Consider the following 17,345-nt stretch of genomic DNA (forward strand, 5'->3'; position numbering starts at 1 on the left):
AGGAACCCCATGGCAACAACCACACCAGCAGGTGTGCGGGGCAGCCACGCCAAGCATGGAGGCGCAGCCGCCCCCGGCAGCGGCACTCCCATGACGCACAAGCAGATCATGGAGGCGCTGTCCGGGCTGCTGCTCGGCATGTTCGTCGCGATCCTGTCGTCGACGATCGTCACCAACGCGCTTCCCGAGATCGTCGGCGACCTGGGCGGCGGCCAGTCCGCCTACACCTGGGTCGTCACCGCCTCGCTGCTCGCGATGACCGCGACGACTCCCCTGTGGGGCAAGCTCGCCGACATCTTCAGCAAGAAGGCCCTCGTACAGATAGCCCTGATCGTCTACGTGGGCGGCTCGGTCGTGGCCGGCCTCTCGCAGAGCCCGACCATGCTGATCGCCTGCCGCGTGGTGCAGGGCATCGGCGTCGGCGGTCTGTCCGCCCTCGCGCAGATCGTCATGGCCGCGATGATCTCCCCGCGTGAGCGGGGCCGTTACTCCGGCTACCTCGGTGCGACCTTCGCCGTCGCCACCGTCGGCGGCCCGCTGCTCGGCGGCGTCATCACCGACACCTCGTGGCTCGGCTGGCGCTGGTGCTTCTACGTCGGTGTGCCGTTCGCGATCATCGCGCTCATCGTTCTGCAGAAGACGCTGAAGCTCCCCGTGGTCAAGCGGGACAACGTGAAGGTCGACTGGGCCGGTGCCTTCTTCATCACCGCCGCGGTCTGCACCCTGCTCCTGTGGGTGACCTTCGCCGACGACAAGTACGACTGGCTGTCGTGGCAGACCGGCGCGATGGTCGGCGGCGCTGTCGTCCTCGCGCTGATCTTCATCTTCGTGGAGACCAAGGCCGCGGAGCCGATCATCCCGCTGCGGCTCTTCCGCAACCGCACCATCACGCTCGCCTCGATCGCCTCGCTCTTCGTGGGTGTCGCGATGTTCACGGGCACCGTGTTCTTCTCGCAGTACTTCCAGCTGGCGCGCGGCAAGTCGCCGACGATGTCCGGTGTCATGACGATCCCGATGATCGGCGGCCTGTTCATCTCGTCGACCGTCGCGGGCCAGGTCATCACCAAGACCGGCAAGTGGAAGGCGTGGCTGGTCTCCGGCGGCGTGCTCATCACGGCGGGCCTAGGCCTGCTCGGCACGATCCGCTACGACACCGCCTACTGGCACGTCGCGATCTACATGGCCCTCATGGGTCTCGGCATCGGCATGATGATGCAGAACCTCGTGCTCTGCACCCAGAACCAGGTCGCTCCGGAGGACATCGGTTCGGCCAGCTCCACGGTCACCTTCTTCCGCTCCCTCGGTGGTGCGATGGGTGTCTCGGCGCTCGGTTCGATCATGGCCACGCGCATCACGCACTACGTCAAGGACGGCCTCACCGACCTCGGCCCCAAGGGCGCTGCCCTGGGCCACGGCGGCACCGGCGGCGGCGCCATCCCGGATCTCGACAAGCTCCCCGCGCCGCTGCGCACGATCATGGAGAGCTCGTACGGGCACGGCATCGCGGACGTGTTCCTGATCGCCGCCCCGATCGCGCTGCTCGCGCTCATCGCCACGCTGTTCATCAAGGAGATTCCCCTGCGTACCTCGAACTCCCAGGCTGTTCCGGCCGCCGAGTCCGAGTCTGGAGCGCCTGTGGCCGCGGTTGCCGGTGCTCCCGAGACGGAGGAGCTCGTTCCGGCCATGGCGGCCGCGGTCTCGGCGCCCTCCTCGGACGGCTCGACCCAGCGTCTCCAAGCGGTCGCCACGACGGCGGGCAGTGTCCCGGCGACGGCGTCCACCGGTGGCGGCACCCCGGTCCGCGGCTTCGTCCGCGGCTCCGAGAGCGCCCCGGTCCCGCGGGCGGCGGTCACGCTGATCTCGCTCGGCGGACGCCAGCTGGGCCGCGCGGTCTCCCAGGGCGACGGCGCCTACGGCCTCGACGCCCCCGGCGCCGGTTCGTACGTCCTGATCGCCTCGGCCGACGGCTACCAGCCGCAGGCCTCCACGGTCGTCGTCGGCGAGGAGCCGGTCGCGTACGACATCCTGCTCAGCGGCACCAGCGGCCTGAGCGGCGTCGTGAAATCCGTGGACAGCAAGCTGCCGGTCCCCGGCGCCATGGTCATCGTGACCGACGTCCGCGGTGACGTCCTGGCCACCGGACTCTCCGGCGAGCAGGGCGAGTTCACCTTCGCCGAGCTGGTCCCGGGCGCCGTGACCGTCGCGGTCAACGCGGCGGGCCACCGTCCGCTCGCACTGCCCGTCGAGGTCGGCGGCACCGGGGTCACCCGGGTCGAGATCGAGCTGCACTCCGGTGCGCAGGTCGCCGGTGTGGTCCGGGCCGCGGGCGGTGCGCTGAACGACGCGCGGGTCACGCTCGTCGACGCGGCGGGCAACGTGGTCGCCACGGCGACGACCGGTCACGACGGCGCGTACGCCTTCACCGACCTGGACAGCGGCGAGTACACGGTCATCGCGACCGGCTACCCGCCGGTGGCCACCGGTCTGACGGTCAACGGCGGCGGCGCCGAGGGCCACGACATCGAGCTCGCCCACCCCGGCGAGTGACGACCCCGGGCCGGGGCGCGCTTCGAGCGGAGACGTGCCCCGGCCCGGTAGTGGGAAAAGGACCCCGGAACCGGTGGCGGCACTACGGCAGGGGACGGCCGGCCGCCACCGGACCGGGGTCCGGCCCGTTTACGGGCCATCGACCAAAGGGGCCTCGGCCATCAATTCGAGGACCCCAGCGGCGGGCGACCACGCCCGCGAGAGCGGCGCCGGTATTCCGGCGCAAGGGAGAAGCATGGGACTGAGCGCGCGGATCCGTACCAGGGACGGATGGGCTCTGCCGCACGCCGTCGTGACGGTGACCGACATGACGGGTGCGCAGGTGCTGCGGGCCGAGGCCGACGACGAGGGGGCCGTGCACGACGCGGTGACCCTGACCCCGGGCCCGTACGTGGTGATCGTGACGGCGGTCGGTTACGCGCCGACGGCGTCCACGGCGATGGTGACGGCGAGCGGCCGTGCCGACGTCGGCACGGTGGTCCTCGCCCGGCAGGGCGGCGCCGAACTGCCGCCGCCCGGGCCGTGGACGATCGACCCGGTGCACTCCTCCGTGGGCGCGGTCGCGCAGCATCTCGGCATTTCGAGCGTGCACGGCCGGTTCACGGAGTTCGGCGGGCGCATCGAGATCGCCCAGGACGTGGAGAAGTCGCGGGTGGAGGCGGTCATCAAGGCGTCCTCCATCGACACGGGCAACGGCATGCGGGACGGGCACCTGAAGACGCCCGACTTCCTGGACGTCGAGACGTTCCCGGAGATCACGTTCCGCTCGACCGGCCTGGAGCCGGCCGGGTCCGACCGCTGGACGGTGCACGGCGAACTGACGCTGCACGGTGTCGTACGGCCCGTGGACCTGAACCTCAGCTACCTCGGCACGGGCGCGGACCCGTGGGGCGGCACCCGGGCGGCGTTCCGGGCGACGACCGAGCTGAAGCGCGAGGACTTCGCGATGAACTACAACCAGGTCGTCCAGGCGGGCATCTCCGCGATCGGCACGACGCTGAAGGTGGAGCTGGACATCCAGGCCGTGCAGGGGGACGCGCTGCCGCAGGTATGAGAGGTTCGAGCACGGTTCAAGTCGTAGGGTGCTGGACATGGCACCCAGCATCGCGACCAACACCCGTGTCTCCCTGGACGAGTTGCTCGACTTCGTCCGCCCGCGCCACCGCGCGCTCCTGCTGACCGCCCGCGCCGACGGAACCCCGCAGGCCTCCCCCCTGACCTGCGGGGTCGACGACTCCGGGCGGATCGTCGTCTCCACCTATCCCGAACGCGCCAAGACCCGTAACGCCAAGCGGAATCCGCAGGTGAGCGTGGTCATCCTGAGCGACGACTGGAACGGACCGTGGGTCCAGATCGACGGCACCGCGGAGGTCATCGACTCGCCCGACTCGGTGGAACCGCTGGTCGAGTACTTCCGCAACATCTCGGGCGAACACCCGGACTGGGACGAATACCGCGCCGCGATGCTCAAGCAGGGCAAGTCCATCATCCGGATCACACCGGAGCGATGGGGACCCGTGGCGACCGGCGGATTCCCGGCACATCTCGCCCCGAGCGAGTAAAGACCGACGGACGCAGTCCGACGCAGCGCCCCGAAGCCTGCGAAGCAGTGCGAGGGACGCAAAAAAGAGGGGCCCGCGCCGCGATGCTCAAGCAGGGCAAGTCCATCATCCGGATCACACCGGAGCGATGGGGACCCGTCGCGACCGGCGGATTCCCGGCACATCTCGCGTGAGGTTCTAGCCGGAGGCATTCCGCTGGGCCGCGACCATCGTGTCGATGCCGGCCACCAGCAGATCGAGCGCGATCTGGAAGTCGGCCTCGCGGATGTCCTCCACCTTGTGCCCCTCGGTGCCCGCCATCAGCACCCGCGCGTTCTCGTAGTCCTCGGCCATTTCCGGGGCCAGTTCGCCGAAGGCGCCCATCGCGTGGTGGTAGTACTCGTCCTGGGTCATCCCGGCATCCGCGCAGCGCTGCACGAAGTGGCCCTCGATGGTCCCGTACCCGTACACGAACTGGAAGACGGCGGCGATCGCGCCCCGCTGGCCCTGCAGGGTGAGGCCGGTGTCCTCGATGATGCGCTGCACCTGGCGCGAGAACGCCAGCGAGTGCGGGCCGATGTTGAGGAAGTGGCCCGTCAGCGGGGAGGTCCAGGGGTGGCGCACCAGGCTCGCGCGGTACACCCCGGCGAGCTGCCTCAGCGGGGTGCGCCAGTCGCCGTCGGGCGCCGCGGGCTCGGGCAGTTCCATCTCGCCGAAGACGCGGTCGAGGGCCAGCTCCAGGAGGTCGTCCTTGGTGTCGACGTACCAGTAGACGGACATCGCGGTCACGCCGAGCTCGGCCGCGAGGCGCCGCATCGAGAACTTGGCGAGGCCCTCCGCGTCGAGGAGTCTCACCGTGGCCGCGGTGATCCGCTCCCGGTCGAGCGTGCTGGGCGCCTCGCTCCTGCGGGTACGCTGCGTCTTGCCCTCCAGCCAGACGCTCGTCCGCGCCGGACGCCCCGCACGGTCGGCTGCCTTCGCCATGGCGCACCTTCCCAAAGTCCTCGTACCGGCCCCGGTTCCGGCAGCGGACCGGAACGGCCCGGTCCGCTGCCACCGATGCTAAGTGCAGCTACGCCGCGGCCTTCACCGCTGAGTCTGCCCGCTCCGCCCTCCTGAGCAACGCCGCGGCCAGCAGGCCGCCGACGAGCACGGCGACCGCGCCGACCAGCTGGCTGGTCTCCAGACCCGAGGAGAACGCGTCGGCGATCCGCTCCCGCTCCGCCCCCGACTTCGCCGCGGCGAGCGCCGCCGGGAGCGAGGCCGCGGAGACGGATACGAGCGCGGCGAACCGGGAGTTCAGCACGGCGCCGAGGACGGCCACGCCTAGACCGTTGCCGAACTCGGCGAGCGTGCCGTTGACTCCGGCGCCGACGCCCGCCTTCTCCGGCGGGATCGCGCTCATGATGGCGTTCGCCATGGCGGGCATGGCGATGGAGATGCCCGCGCCCATCACGACGAGGCCGAGCAGCATGCCCCCGTACGAGTCCCCGCCGAGCAGGGCGATCGCGGCGAGACCGGCCGCGAGGCACGACATGCCGGTGGCGATGGTCGCGGGGGTGCCGAGCTTCGGCAGGATGCGCGCACCGACGCCGGTGAGGTTGAGGACGACGACCGTCAGGGCCATCGGCGCCGTGCGCAGACCGGCCTCCAGGGCCCCGTAACCGAGCACGAACTGGAGATGCTGGGTGAGCAGGAAGAGCGAGCCGCCCATGCCGAAGGCGACCAGGATCGCGCCGGCGACGGCGCCGGTGAACTGCTGGTTGCGGAAGAAGTGCATGTCCAGCATCGGATAGGGGATGCGCAGCTCCCACACGACGAACGCGCCCAGGACCACGAGGCCGACCAGCGCGGAGATGCCGACGTGCGCGGACGTCCAGCCGTGCTGCGGGCCCGAGATGATCGCGTAGACCACGCCCGTCATACCGACCGTGGACAGGAGCGCGCCGACCAGGTCGGGGCGGTCGCCGAGCGGGTTCTTGGACTCGGGGACGAGCGCGATGACCGCGATCAGGCCGATCACCGCGACCGGGATGTTGATGAGGAAGATCGCGCCCCACCAGAAGTGGTCGAGCATGACGCCGCCGATGAGCGGGCCCGCGGCGAAGCCGAGGGAGTTCACGGTGGCCCACAGTCCGATCGCCCTGACCCGTTCCTTGTCGTCGAAGATCTGCACGACGACTGCGAGCGTGGTGGTCATCAGGAGCGCGCCGCCGATGCCCATGCCGGCGCGCGCGGCGATCAACTGCCCGGTGGACTGGGCGAGGCCGGCGACCAGCGATCCGGCGCCGAACAGGACGAGCCCGGCCGCGAGCATCTTCTTGCGCCCGTAGCGGTCGGCGGAGCTGCCCGCGGTGAGCAACAGACCCGACTGGACCAGCGAGTACGCGTTGATCATCCACTGGATGTCGGAGGTCGAGGCGTCCAGCTCCCGGGTGAGGGAGGGGATCGCCACGTTCAGGACGGTGTTGTCGAGCAGCACGGTGAGCTGGGCGAGGCAGATGACGCCGAGGATCAGCCAGCGCTGCGGGTGGCCGCCGCCGGTGGCGGCCGTTGAGTTCTCGGCGGTCGTCGCCGTCATGTTCGGATTCCCCTATACGGTGTATGTCGAGTGACGTCGTACACCGTATAGCCGTCCCCGCGCGGCGGCCAAGTCACTTTTCGACGCCGGACACCCGCTAGCGTTCTCCCGCTGAAACCTGATGAGTGAGGGGTCGGATGTCCAAGCACCGCCGCACACCGCATGTTCTGCTCGCCGCCGGGCTGTTGGGGGGACTCGCCGCCGCGCCGCCCGCGCAGGCCGCCGGGGGACCGCCACCCGTCCCGCTGCGCATCGCCACGTACAACATCCACGCCGGTTCCGGCATGGACAACGTCTTCGATCTCGACCGGCAGGAGGCGGCGCTGCGCGCCCTGCACGCCGATGTGATCGGGCTCCAGGAGGTCGACGTCCACTGGGACGCCCGCAGCCAGAACCGGGATCTGGCCGAGGAGTTGGCGGACCGGCTCGGGATGCATGTGTCGTTCGCGCCGATATACAGCCTCGACCCGGTCGAGGAGGGAGGGCCGCGCCGCGAGTACGGGGTCGCGGTTCTGTCCCGGTATCCGGTCCGCGGCGCCGCCAACCACGAGATCACCCGCCTGTCGACGCAGGACCCGAACCCGGTTCCTGCGCCCGCGCCCGGCTTCGGGGAGGTCGAGCTGAAGGTGCGCGGGGTGCCGGTCCAGGTGTTCGTGACGCACCTCGACTACCGGTCCGACCCCTCGGTACGGGCCGCACAGGTCGCCGACACGCGCAGGATCATGGCCGCGGAACGTACGTCGCCCACGGACCGCCAGATCCTGCTCGGCGACTTCAACGCCGCGCCGGACGCGCCCGAACTCGCACCGCTGTGGAAGGAACTGACGCCCGCCGACCCGGGGGCGAACACCTTCCCGGCGGCGGATCCGGTCAAGCGGATCGACTACGTCGCCGTGGGCGAGGGGGTCCGGGTACGCGACGCGGCGGTGGCCGAGACTCTCGCCTCGGACCACCGCCCGGTTGTCGCCGATCTGGCGCTGACGCGCAAGAGCCGTTAGCTCTTGGGCTTCGTCAGGTCGTAGAAGGTCGCGCTGCCCACGGTGACCTTCGTGTAGTTCTTCTCGACCCAGGACTGGATCTTCGAGGCGGAGCCGCTGCCGCCGCCCATCCCGCCCATGCCGCCACCGATGAAGTAGTGGATCTTCCCGTCCTCGACGTAGCTCTTGAACTGGGCGAGCGTCGGGGACGGGTCACTGCCGTTGAAGCCGCCGATCGCCATGACGGGCTTCCCGGTGGAGAGCTGGTAGCTCGCCGCGTTCTGCGAGCCGATGGCCGCGGCGGCCCAGGTGTAGTCGTCCGCGTTCTTCTCGACGAGGGCCTTGGCCTTGGCGCTGACCTGGGCGCCGTTGAGCAGGCCGCCCATGCCACCGCCGCCTCCCATGCCACCGCGCTCGCCCGTGCGGGCGCCGCCGGGGAGGGTGCCGGTGCCTGTTCCCTGCTGCTTGCCGTTTCCGGTGCCCTGGCCCTGGTTCTGACCCTGGCCCTGGCCCTGGCCCTGGCCGGGCATGCCGCCGGTCGGGGGCTGGCCCATGCCGCCACCCTGCTGGCCCTGCCCGCCGCCGGCCTGCTGGCCCTGGCCGTTCTGCTGCCCCTGGCCGGGCGGCTGCATCCCGCCGCCGCGCATCCCGCCGTCACCGCCACCGGGGCCCCCGCCCCGGCCGCCCATCATGCTCGCCCCGGCAGGACCGGCCGTCACGATCGACCCGCTGTGCCCGGTGTCGAGCGTGCTGATGGTGTACGCGGTCGGCCCGGCCAGTGCGGCCACGAGGCCCACACCGGCGGCGCCGAGCGCCAGTTGCCGGTTCAGCCGGCCCGCGACGGCCAGGCCGAGGCCCGCCCCGACGCCGCCGACGAGGATCACCCAGCGCAGCCACGGCAGATAGTCGGGCGTCCGGTTCAGCAGGACGTACGACCACACGGCCGTCACCGCCACCGTGATGCCGAGCGCCGCGGACGCCGTGAACCTGGCCCGCTCTTCCCACAGTACGGTCGCGCCCATGCCGACGAGCGCGGCCGCGTAGGGGGCGAGGGCCACCGTGTAGTACTGGTGGAAGATCCCGGCCATGAAGCTGAAGACGACCATGGTCATCACCAGCGAGCCGCCCCACGCGAGGAACGCGGCGCGTGCCGTGTCGGTCCGCCGTGCCTTCCACGTGACGACGACACCGGCGATGAGCAGCAACAGCGCGGCCGGCAGGAGCCAGGAGATCTGGCTGCCGATCTCGGAGTTGAACATCCGGTCGATGCCGGTCTCGCCCCACTGGCTGCCGCCGCCGCCCATTCCGCCACCGCCGCCGCCGACGCTGCCGGTCTCCTCGCCGTTGATCCGGCCGAGCCCGTTGTAGCCGAAGGTCAGTTCAAGGAACGAGTTGTTCTGGGAGCCGCCGATGTACGGGCGCGAGGACGCGGGCCACAGCTCCACGACCGCGACCCACCAGCCGCCCGCGACGACCATCGCGAGTCCGGACAGCAGCAGCTGTCCGATCCGCTTGAGCGGCCTGCCCGGCGCGAACACCGCGTACAGGACGGCCAGCGGCGGCAGGATCAGGAACGCCTGGAGGGTCTTCGCGAGGAAGGCGAGGCCGACGGCGACGCCCGCCCACACCAGCCACTTCGTCCGGCCGTTCTCCATGCCGCGCAGGACGCAGTAGACCGTGACGGTCATCAGGAGCGCCAGCAGGGCGTCCGGGTTGTTGAAGCGGAACATCAGGGCGGCGACGGGCGTCAGCGCGAACGCCACCACGGTGAGCAGCCCGGCCGCCGCGCTGAACCGGCGACGCACGGCCGCGTACAGGACGCCCGCCGTCGCCACGCCCATCAGGACCTGCGGGACGAGGATCGCCCAGGAGCTGAGGCCGAAGATCCGCACCGAGAGCGCCATCGGCCACAGCGACGCCGGGGGCTTGTCGACGGTGATGGCGTTGGCCGAGTCGAGCGAGCCGAAGAACATCGCCTTCCAGCTCTGGCTCCCGGCCTGCACGGCCGCGGAGTAGAACGAGTTGGCGTAGCCGGAGGCGCTCAGGTTCCACAGGTAGGCGAGCGCCACGACGAGCAGCAGACCGAGGAACGCGGGGCGCGCCCAGCGCGGGTCGTCGTCCCGGCCGCGCCAGACCCGGGTGAGCGGGGGCTGCTTGGGGCGGCCGTGCCCCTGGCCCTGAACGGCCGGTGCGGCCGTGGGCGGTGGCAGCGCGGGTGCGTCGGCGGGGAGGTGGGGCAGGGTCATCGTCCGGTCCTCAGTTCGTGGTCGTACGTAGGTCGGGAGGCGTCCGGCGCACCGGGTACGGGCAGCGACGCAGCGGGGGGCGGCTCGGGGAACACCCAGGCCCGGAAGAGCAGGAAGCGCAGCACCGTCGCCGCGAGGTTGGCGGCGACGAGCACCGCGAGTTCCGTGGAGTGCGCCGGGTCCGCGGAGGCGGCGCCGAGCGCGGCGAGCGAGCCGCTGGTCAGGGCGAGCCCGATCGCGAACACGACGAGGCCCTGCGCCTGGTGGCGGACGGCCCGGTCGCGGCCGCGGACGCCGAAGGTGAGGCGCCGGTTGGCGGCCGTGTTGGCGACGGCCGAGACGAGCAGGGCCAGCGCGTTGGCGACCTGTGACCCCGTGAACGTACGGAATCCGGAGTAGAGGAGCAGATAGACGAGGGTCGACAGGGCGCCCACGACGCAGAAGCCGACCAGTTGGCGGGCCAGTCCCCGGGGCACGCCCGGGACCTGGCGGTCGCGCGGGTCGTCGCCGAAGGGGCGGGCGAGCCGGTCCAGGGGGAGCGCGCCCACCGCGAGCGCCCGGCCAACGCGCCACACGCCCTTGAGGTCGTCGGTGGCCGTCTTCACGATGTGCACCGTCGAATCCGGGTCGTCGACCCAGTCGACCGGCACCTCGTGGATACGCAGCCCGGCCCGCTCGGCGAGGACGAGCATCTCGGTGTCGAAGAACCAGCCGGTGTCCTCGACGAGCGGCAGCAGGACCCGCGCCACATCGCGCCGGATCGCCTTGAAGCCGCACTGGGCGTCGGAGAAGCGGGCCTGGAGGGAGCCGCGCAGGATCAGGTTGTAGGCACGCGAGATGAACTCGCGCTTCGGCCCGCGCACGACGCGTGAACTGCGCGCGAGGCGCGAGCCGATCGCCAGGTCCGAGTGGCCCGAGATGAGCGGCGCGACCAGCGGGAGCAGCGCGTTGAGGTCGGTGGACAGGTCGACGTCCATGTAGGCGAGGACGGGCGCGTCGGACGCGGACCAGACGGTGCGCAGGGCGCGCCCGCGGCCCTTCTGCTCCAGGCGGGCGTGCCGGACCTCGGGGAGCGCGGCCGCCAGGGAGGCGGCGACGTCCGGGGTCGCGTCGGTGGACGCGTTGTCCGCGATCGTGATGCGGAAGCGGTAGGGGAAGGTCCCGACGAGGTGCCGGTGCAGCCTGCGCACGCAGGGACCGAGGTCCCGCTCCTCGTTGTAGACCGGGATCACTACGTCCAGAACCGGTGCATCGCCCACGCCGGCCGGGAGGTGCTCCCGTGCCGGCAGCACCCCCAGGGAGGGGTCGGTGCCCGGAGAAGAGTCGGTTCGCATGACACCGACATTCGCCAACTGCCCTGTCAGGCCAGTGTGGTGAGACTGTGGCCCGCCTGTGAGTGCGTGACGGGTTCGCCACAGGCCGGCAGATGGACGGTGAAAACGGTCCGGCCGGGCACGCTGTCGACGGTCACCGCGCCGCCGTGCGCGGCCGCGACGGCCTGCACGATGGCGAGGCCGAGACCGGTCGAGCCGTGGGCCCGGGAGCGTGAGGTGTCGCCGCGCGCGAACCGCTCGAAGACGTGCGGGAGCAGCTCGGGCGGGATGCCCGGTCCGTTGTCCTGCACGTCCAGGCAGACCCACGGCCCCTGCCGGTGCACGCGCGCGGTCACGGTGGTGCCCGGCGGCGTGTGCGTACGGGCGTTGGCCAGGAGGTTCACGAGCACCTGATGGATGCGCTGCCCGTCGGCGAGCACGAGGGCGGGGTCGTCGGGCAGTTCGAGCCGCCACGCGTGGTCCTGGCCCGCCGCGCGGGCATCGCTCAGCGCGTCCACGACCAGCGGCGACAGGTCGGTCGCCTCGTACGACAGGGGGCGGCCGGAGTCGAGCCGCGCGAGCAGCAGCAGATCCTCGACGAGTCCGGTCATGCGGTGGGCCTCGGACTCGATACGGCCCAGCGCGTGCCGGGTGTCGGGCCCGGTCTCCTCGCGGCCGCGCCGGGTGAGTTCGGCGTATCCGCGGATCGAGGCGAGGGGCGTACGCAGCTCATGGCTGGCGTCCGCGACGAACTGGCGGACGCGCGTCTCGCTCTGCTGGCGCGCCTCCAGCGCTCCGTTCACATGGTCGAGCATGCGGTTGAGGGCGGCGCCGACCTGGCCGACCTCGGTGCGCGGGTCGGCCTCGGTGTCGGGGACCCGTTCGTGGAGGGCCACTTCGCCGCTGTGCAGGGGGAGTTCGGAGACGCGGGTCGCGGTGGACGCGACGCGGCGCAGGGGCCGCAGGGCGACGCCGACCATGGCGGCGCCGGCGAGGGACGCGGCGACGAGACCGGCCGCGGTGACGCTGACCTCGACGACGATGAGGGTGCTGAGGGTGTCCTGCACCTCGGTCTCGGGCAGGCCGACCATGGTGTTGCCGCCCGGCTTCGAGGAGATCCGGTAGTCGCCGAGTCCGGGCACGCTGACGCTGTGCGTCCCCCCGTCCTGCGGCACGCTCTCCAGCGCGGTGATCTGCGCGTCCGTCAGCGGGACGACCGGGTTGTCCCGGTCGGCGACGCTCTTCGCGGCCTCGGTGACGCTTCCGTCGGACTCGACGAGGGCGCCGATGGTGCCCGGCCTGCTCGGACCGCCGAGAAAGTTCAGGTTCTGCGCCTGCCGCTCCGGACCGGGTCCGCCGGTGGACTGGACGACCGCGCCGCGCACCTGCTTGTCGAGCTGGTCGTACAGATAGGTGTGCAGCGCGATGGTGGTCACCGTTCCGATGACCGCGCACACCAGGGCGATCAGCGCGACAGCCGTGATGACGAGCCGCTTGCGCAGGCTGCGCGGCTGCCGCCGTCCGCTCATGACGCGACAGGCACTGCGGGCTTGATGAGATATCCGGCGCCGCGCCGCGTGTGGATCATCGGCTCGCGCCCGGCGTCGATCTTCCGGCGCAGGTACGAGATGTACAGCTCCACGACGTTGGCCTGGCCGCCGAAGTCGTAGCTCCAGACGCGGTCCAGTATCTGCGCCTTGCTGAGGACCCGGCGCGGGTTGCGCATCAGATAGCGGAGCAGCTCGAACTCGGTGGCGGTCAGATGGATGCCGTCCCCGCCGCGCGACACCTCGTGGCTGTCCTCGTCGAGCGTCAGGTCACCCACGACGAGCACGGACTCGCTGCGCCGGTCGGCGGCGCCCGAGCGGCGGATGAGTCCGCGCAGCCGGGCGACGACCTCCTCCAGGCTGAACGGCTTGGTCACATAGTCGTCGCCGCCGGCCGTGAGCCCGGCGATCCGGTCCTCGACGGCGTCCTTCGCGGTCAGGAACAGCACCGGCACGTCCTGGTGCTCGCGCCGCAGCCGGCCGAGCACGGACAGGCCGTCCATGTCGGGCAGCATCATGTCGAGCACGATGGCGTCGGGCCGGAACTCGCGCGCGGTCTGCACCGCGCCCATCCCGTCCCCGGCACTGCGGATCTGCCAGCCCTCGTAACGCAGGGCCATGGAGAGCAGCTCGGTGATCGCCTGTTCGTCGTCCACGACGAGGACCCGGACGGGGGTCCCGTCCGGCCTCAGCAGTTCGGTACGCCCCTGGGGCGAGGTCGCGGTCATGTTGCACACCCTGCGCGCCCGCTCTGAGAACCGGCTTTCGACAACCTGTGAATTCCCTGAGAAACGCACAGCGGTCTCTCAGGAGCGTCAGACCAAGGGGTTACGCCAAGGGGTCAAGGCCGAACAGCCGTACCCCGTTCCCGTGGCACACGGCCCGCAGCCACTCCTCCCCGAGACCGAGCCGCTCCAGGGCCTCCAGCTGGTGGACATAGGGGTACGGAATGTTGGGGAAGTCGGTGCCCAGCAGGATCCGGTCCCCGAGATCGGCGAGCCGGGCGAGCTCTGCGCGCGGGAACGGGGAAAAACGCTCACTGAAGTCGGTGAACGCCATCGTCGTGTCGAGGCGCACCTCCCCGTACCGCTCGGCCAGGTCGAGAAAGTCCGTGTACTCGGGCATCCCCATGTGGGCCACGATCACCGGCAGCCGCGGATGCCGGGCGAGCAGCCGGGCGACGGGCTCGGGCCCGGTGTGCTTGCCGGGGGCGGGCCCGGAGCCGCAGTGCATGACCACGGGAACACGGGCCTCGGCGAGCATCCCCCACACGGGGTCGAGCAGTTCGTCATTCGGGTCGTACGCCCCGACCTGCACATGCGCCTTGAAAACGCGCGTGCCCGCCTCAACGGCCTCGCGCACGTACCGGTCGACGCCCGGCTCGGGGAAGAACGTCGACGTGTGCAGACAGCCGGGCGTCCGGCGCGCGAAGTCGACCGCCCATCCGTTGAGCCACTCGGCCATGCCCGTCTTGTGCGGATAGAGCATGGAGGTGAAGGCCTCGACCCCGAACTCCCGCAGCCGCGCGAGCCGTTGCGCCTCTTCCTCCCGGTACGCGATGGGCCAGGCCATCCCGGTCAGCGGCCCCGCCGCGTCGAAGTACTCCCACACCTTCTTCAGGACCCGCTCGGGCATGAAGTGCGTGTGCACGTCGACGAGTCCGGCCAGGCCGTGCCGCTCCCGGAACCGGGCGACCCGATCAGCCTCACCGACGCCGGCCGTGCTGGTATCCGCACCGCCCTCCGCGCCGTTCGCCGCGCTGTTCTCCGCGCTGTTCGCCGCGTCACTCTCCGCGTTACTCTCCGCGCTCAAATCCGTGGCTCCGCTCGACCTTGGCGACATGGAGGGAGTAGCTCTCGTACCACTCGGCGCGCCCGCGCCGCTGGGCCTCCCGGTGCTCCCCGTTCCCGGCCCACTCCTTGAGCCCTTCTTCGTGCCGGAAGTAGGCGACAGTGATCCGCAGCCCGCCTTCCGAGACCGCGGAATCCTCCCCCAGGAACCCCGGTATCTCCCTGACCAACTCCGACATCCGCTCGGCGGTCGCCCCGTACCCGTTGTCTCCGGGCGTGCGCACCGAGGTGAACACGGCGGCGTAGTAAGGCGGTTCGAAGACGGGCACGGGCCGGACGGTACTGGCGGGACCGGAACTGCCCTCCGGCCCGACAGGTGCTACTCCGTGATCACTCATGTCCTCACGATGCGGTGCGGCGACGGACGGTGTCCACCCCCATTGCCCTACGGGAAGCGAGACTTGACCATCCGGTCGACAAAGCCCGGCGCCCCTCGCGCCTCCTCCGGGAACAGCCTCAGAACAGCCCTAGAACAACCCACCCTGCAGCGCGGGCGCCTCTTTCACCGGTTTCACCGGCACGGAGGTCACCACGTCCGCCGCCTCCCGCTCCGACTTCCCCAACGCCTCGAGCTGCCACCCGCCGAGCAGCCGGGTGTCGACCACGAGCCGCCGCCCTTCCCCAAGCTCTCGGCTTCGCTCGAGCGGGGGAGACCCCATTCGCTCCACGAGATGCAGATCCGGCCCCGCGGCGGCGACCAGCGTCCCCACGACCACCCCGCCCTCGACCAACTCGCTCACGACGCTCCCCACGCCCCCGAGCCGCCCACCGCCTGCCGCGCCGTCCACTCCGCCCTCGATCCCGAAGACCTCCGCGTGATCGACCACCTCGCACGGCAGCCGCTCCAGCGACTCGGGCCACCCCGCGAGCGCGACGGCCGTGGCATGCGCCCTGGCCAGCTCCCCCGCCCGCTCACCGGCCGGGGGCAGCGCCGCACGTACGGCCCGCTTCTGCGCGTACGGAATCCGGTCCGGAACGCCGAGCGCGCTGCGCAGCAGTTCCTCCGCCCGCCGCGCCGCCATCAGCGGCCCGCGCCCCAACCACGTGAACGCGACGGCCCCTTGTTCGAGCAGCCGGGCGGGTCCCCGCCCGACCCCCGTGATGCCCACCTTCACCATCCCGCTCCCGAACCAGGCGAGATACACGTGGTACGGCCTCGGGTCGTCCGCCATGGTGTCCGCGGCAACGGAGTGCGCCCGGTCGATCCCGGCGCACTCGGCACACTGCGCGCGCGTCCCCCGCCCGGACAGCACCGCCGCCGCCGGACACGGCGTACGCCGGCCGCCCCGCCACACCCCGAGACATCTGCGCCCGCCCACGGCCCGGAAAGCCAGCACGTCCCCGAAGGCGAGGGGACTCTCGCGCTCCCCCTTCCCCTCCCCGTACCACCCCAGCGCCGGCCCGCCCCCGACCCGCCACCGCACCCCGGTGCACCACCACGTCATGCTCAGGACGCTACTCCCGGGCACTGACATCGCCAGGGGCTGCGGTACGTTCCTGCTGTTCGGGGACGTGATCAGGGGTGGGGACCGTCGCAGCGCCGGGCTTCTTCATCACGTTGCCGTGCCTCGTGATCGCCGCCTTCACGGGCTTCGCCGCCTGCCGGGCCCAGCGCCGGAGGGTGTTCAAGGCCCTGTCCGCCGTACTCCTGGCCGCCGGCCTGACCTGCGCACTCATACCGATCGGGATCATGGCTCCTGACGCTCTGGCCGGAGCGGGAGCACATAGGAAACCATGAGGCATGCGACCGTACGACTGGCACCTCACCGAAGACATCGACGACTTTCTCGCCCGGGCCGGAGACTTCCTGCGCTCACGCCCCGCCCTGCACACCACACCGCTGACGTCGACCGAGAAACTGCGGGCACTCGGCACAGAGGCATACCGTGCGCATGCCCCCGCCTTCGGCACCTTGGAGCGGGCGGGCGAGGTCCGTGCCGTCTTCTACCGCTTCACCCAGCACGGTCCACTGAGCCTCACCCCTCTCGCCCCCGAGGACGCCGAAGCCCTCGCCGAGCTCCTGGCCGGCCTCGGCCACGTACTCCCCACCGTGAGCGCGGCCCACGACACCTCCACCGCTTTCGCCGAGGCCTGGCAGCGGCACACAGGCGCGACGCCGACACTCAGCACGCGGATCCGTCTGTACCGCCTCGGCACGCTCACCCCACCGGAGCCGGTGCCGGCGGGCCGGGGCCGACGCGTGGGCGCGCAGGACCGCGAGCAACTCTTCCGCTGGCACCGTGAGTTCGCCGCCGACGTCGGGGAAGACGTCACCATCGACGCCGACACCTGGGCCGGCACCCGCTTCGGCGACAAGCACTACACGTTCTGGGAGACCCCTGACGGCACCCCGGTCTCCATGGCCGGCATGACCTCGCTGGTCGGCGGCATGGTCCGGGTGGACCCCGTCTACACCCCGGCCCACCTGCGCGGCCGCGGCTACGCGGGCGCTGTGACGGTCGAGGTGACCCGAGCCGCCCTGGCCGCAGGCGCCAAGGAGGTCGCCCTGTACGCAAACCCGGCCAACGCCACCAGCAACGCCCTCTACCAGCGAATCGGATACGTCCCACTGACCGAATGGGCCGTGTACGACTTCGCCGCCGTACGGGCATAACGCGAGAGGCCCCCGGATCTCTCCGGGGGCCTCTCACCTGTGTGCACTCGGCAGGATTCGAACCTGCAACCTTCTGATCCGTAGCTCTAGCCAGTTCGGTCAGCGACGGTCATTCCGGACGCTTCGAGG

At 71.2% G+C, this 17,345-nt stretch carries 14 protein-coding genes and 1 pseudogene; 6 read left to right on the top strand and 9 right to left on the bottom strand.

Features of this window, described 5'->3' with window-relative positions; genetic code table 11:
- Positions 1 to 9: 9 nt before the first annotated feature.
- The 4 genes and pseudogenes from CG723_RS43690 to CG723_RS43705 all read left to right on the top strand — a co-directional run.
- The gene (locus CG723_RS43690) at positions 10 to 2,547 is read left to right on the top strand and encodes an MFS transporter (RefSeq protein ID WP_100599129.1); all 2,538 of its coding nucleotides are present in this window, start codon (positions 10 to 12) and stop codon (positions 2,545 to 2,547) included.
- Positions 2,548 to 2,782: 235 nt separating this feature from the next.
- Positions 2,783 to 3,601, top strand: coding sequence for a YceI family protein (locus CG723_RS43695; protein ID WP_100599130.1), 819 nt, complete (start codon positions 2,783 to 2,785; stop codon positions 3,599 to 3,601).
- Positions 3,602 to 3,638: 37 nt separating this feature from the next.
- A complete protein-coding gene (locus CG723_RS43700) occupies positions 3,639 to 4,109 on the top strand; it encodes a PPOX class F420-dependent oxidoreductase (protein ID WP_100599146.1) in 471 nt (156 codons plus the stop codon).
- 74 nt (positions 4,110 to 4,183) lie between these two features.
- A pseudogene (locus tag CG723_RS43705) lies at positions 4,184 to 4,282 on the top strand (PPOX class F420-dependent oxidoreductase); the annotation flags it as partial.
- Positions 4,283 to 4,286: 4 nt separating this feature from the next.
- On the opposite strand, the gene CG723_RS43710 reads toward CG723_RS43705, so the two are convergent.
- Together CG723_RS43710 and CG723_RS43715 are read right to left on the bottom strand one after the other, a co-directional pair.
- Entirely contained in the window at positions 4,287 to 5,072 is a 786-nt protein-coding gene (locus tag CG723_RS43710) for a TetR/AcrR family transcriptional regulator (protein WP_100599131.1), read from the bottom strand.
- A gap of 88 nt (positions 5,073 to 5,160) precedes the next feature.
- Positions 5,161 to 6,669 (bottom strand): MFS transporter, encoded by a 1,509-nt coding sequence (locus CG723_RS43715; protein WP_100599132.1) that lies wholly within the window; start codon positions 6,667 to 6,669, stop codon positions 5,161 to 5,163.
- Between the two features lie 137 nt (positions 6,670 to 6,806).
- Between CG723_RS43715 and CG723_RS43720 the strand changes: the two genes are divergently transcribed.
- On the top strand, positions 6,807 to 7,667 hold the full coding sequence (locus CG723_RS43720; protein ID WP_100599133.1) for an endonuclease/exonuclease/phosphatase family protein: 861 nt from the start codon (positions 6,807 to 6,809) through the stop codon (positions 7,665 to 7,667).
- On the opposite strand, the gene CG723_RS43725 is transcribed toward CG723_RS43720, so the two are convergent.
- The 7 genes from CG723_RS43725 to CG723_RS43755 form a co-directional block, all read right to left on the bottom strand.
- Complete coding sequence (locus CG723_RS43725; RefSeq protein ID WP_100599134.1) at positions 7,664 to 9,892, bottom strand: ArnT family glycosyltransferase; 2,229 nt, start codon at positions 9,890 to 9,892, stop codon at positions 7,664 to 7,666. The two genes, CG723_RS43720 and CG723_RS43725, sit on opposite strands and share 4 nt — an antisense overlap.
- Positions 9,889 to 11,226, bottom strand: a complete 1,338-nt coding sequence (locus tag CG723_RS43730; protein ID WP_100599135.1) for a bifunctional glycosyltransferase family 2/GtrA family protein — start codon at positions 11,224 to 11,226, stop codon at positions 9,889 to 9,891. Before CG723_RS43730 ends, CG723_RS43725 begins: the two co-directional genes overlap by 4 nt.
- Before the next feature lie 26 nt (positions 11,227 to 11,252).
- A complete protein-coding gene (locus tag CG723_RS43735) occupies positions 11,253 to 12,734 on the bottom strand; it encodes a sensor histidine kinase (RefSeq protein WP_100599136.1) in 1,482 nt (493 codons plus the stop codon).
- Positions 12,731 to 13,480 carry a response regulator transcription factor gene (locus CG723_RS43740; protein ID WP_234374846.1) on the bottom strand — a complete coding sequence of 250 codons (750 nt, stop codon included), beginning with the start codon at positions 13,478 to 13,480 and terminating at the stop codon, positions 12,731 to 12,733. The genes CG723_RS43735 and CG723_RS43740 overlap by 4 nt, the downstream gene beginning before the upstream one ends.
- Positions 13,481 to 13,580: 100 nt before the next feature.
- On the bottom strand, positions 13,581 to 14,420 hold the full coding sequence (locus CG723_RS43745; protein ID WP_234374847.1) for an amidohydrolase family protein: 840 nt from the start codon (positions 14,418 to 14,420) through the stop codon (positions 13,581 to 13,583).
- Positions 14,421 to 14,547: 127 nt separating this feature from the next.
- Positions 14,548 to 14,871, bottom strand: a complete 324-nt coding sequence (locus tag CG723_RS43750) for an antibiotic biosynthesis monooxygenase family protein (RefSeq protein WP_324907644.1) — start codon at positions 14,869 to 14,871, stop codon at positions 14,548 to 14,550.
- Positions 14,872 to 15,069: 198 nt separating this feature from the next.
- Positions 15,070 to 16,047: a DUF2797 domain-containing protein gene (locus CG723_RS43755; protein WP_100599147.1), complete on the bottom strand. Its 978-nt coding sequence runs from the start codon at positions 16,045 to 16,047 to the stop codon at positions 15,070 to 15,072.
- Positions 16,048 to 16,343: 296 nt separating this feature from the next.
- On the opposite strand from CG723_RS43755, the gene CG723_RS43765 reads away from it, so the two are divergent.
- Positions 16,344 to 17,216, top strand: coding sequence for a GNAT family N-acetyltransferase (locus tag CG723_RS43765; RefSeq protein WP_100599141.1), 873 nt, complete (start codon positions 16,344 to 16,346; stop codon positions 17,214 to 17,216).
- Positions 17,217 to 17,345: the final 129 nt, after the last annotated feature.

The organism is Streptomyces sp. CB01635 (assembly GCF_002803065.1).
Classification (GTDB): Bacteria; Actinomycetota; Actinomycetes; order Streptomycetales; family Streptomycetaceae; genus Streptomyces.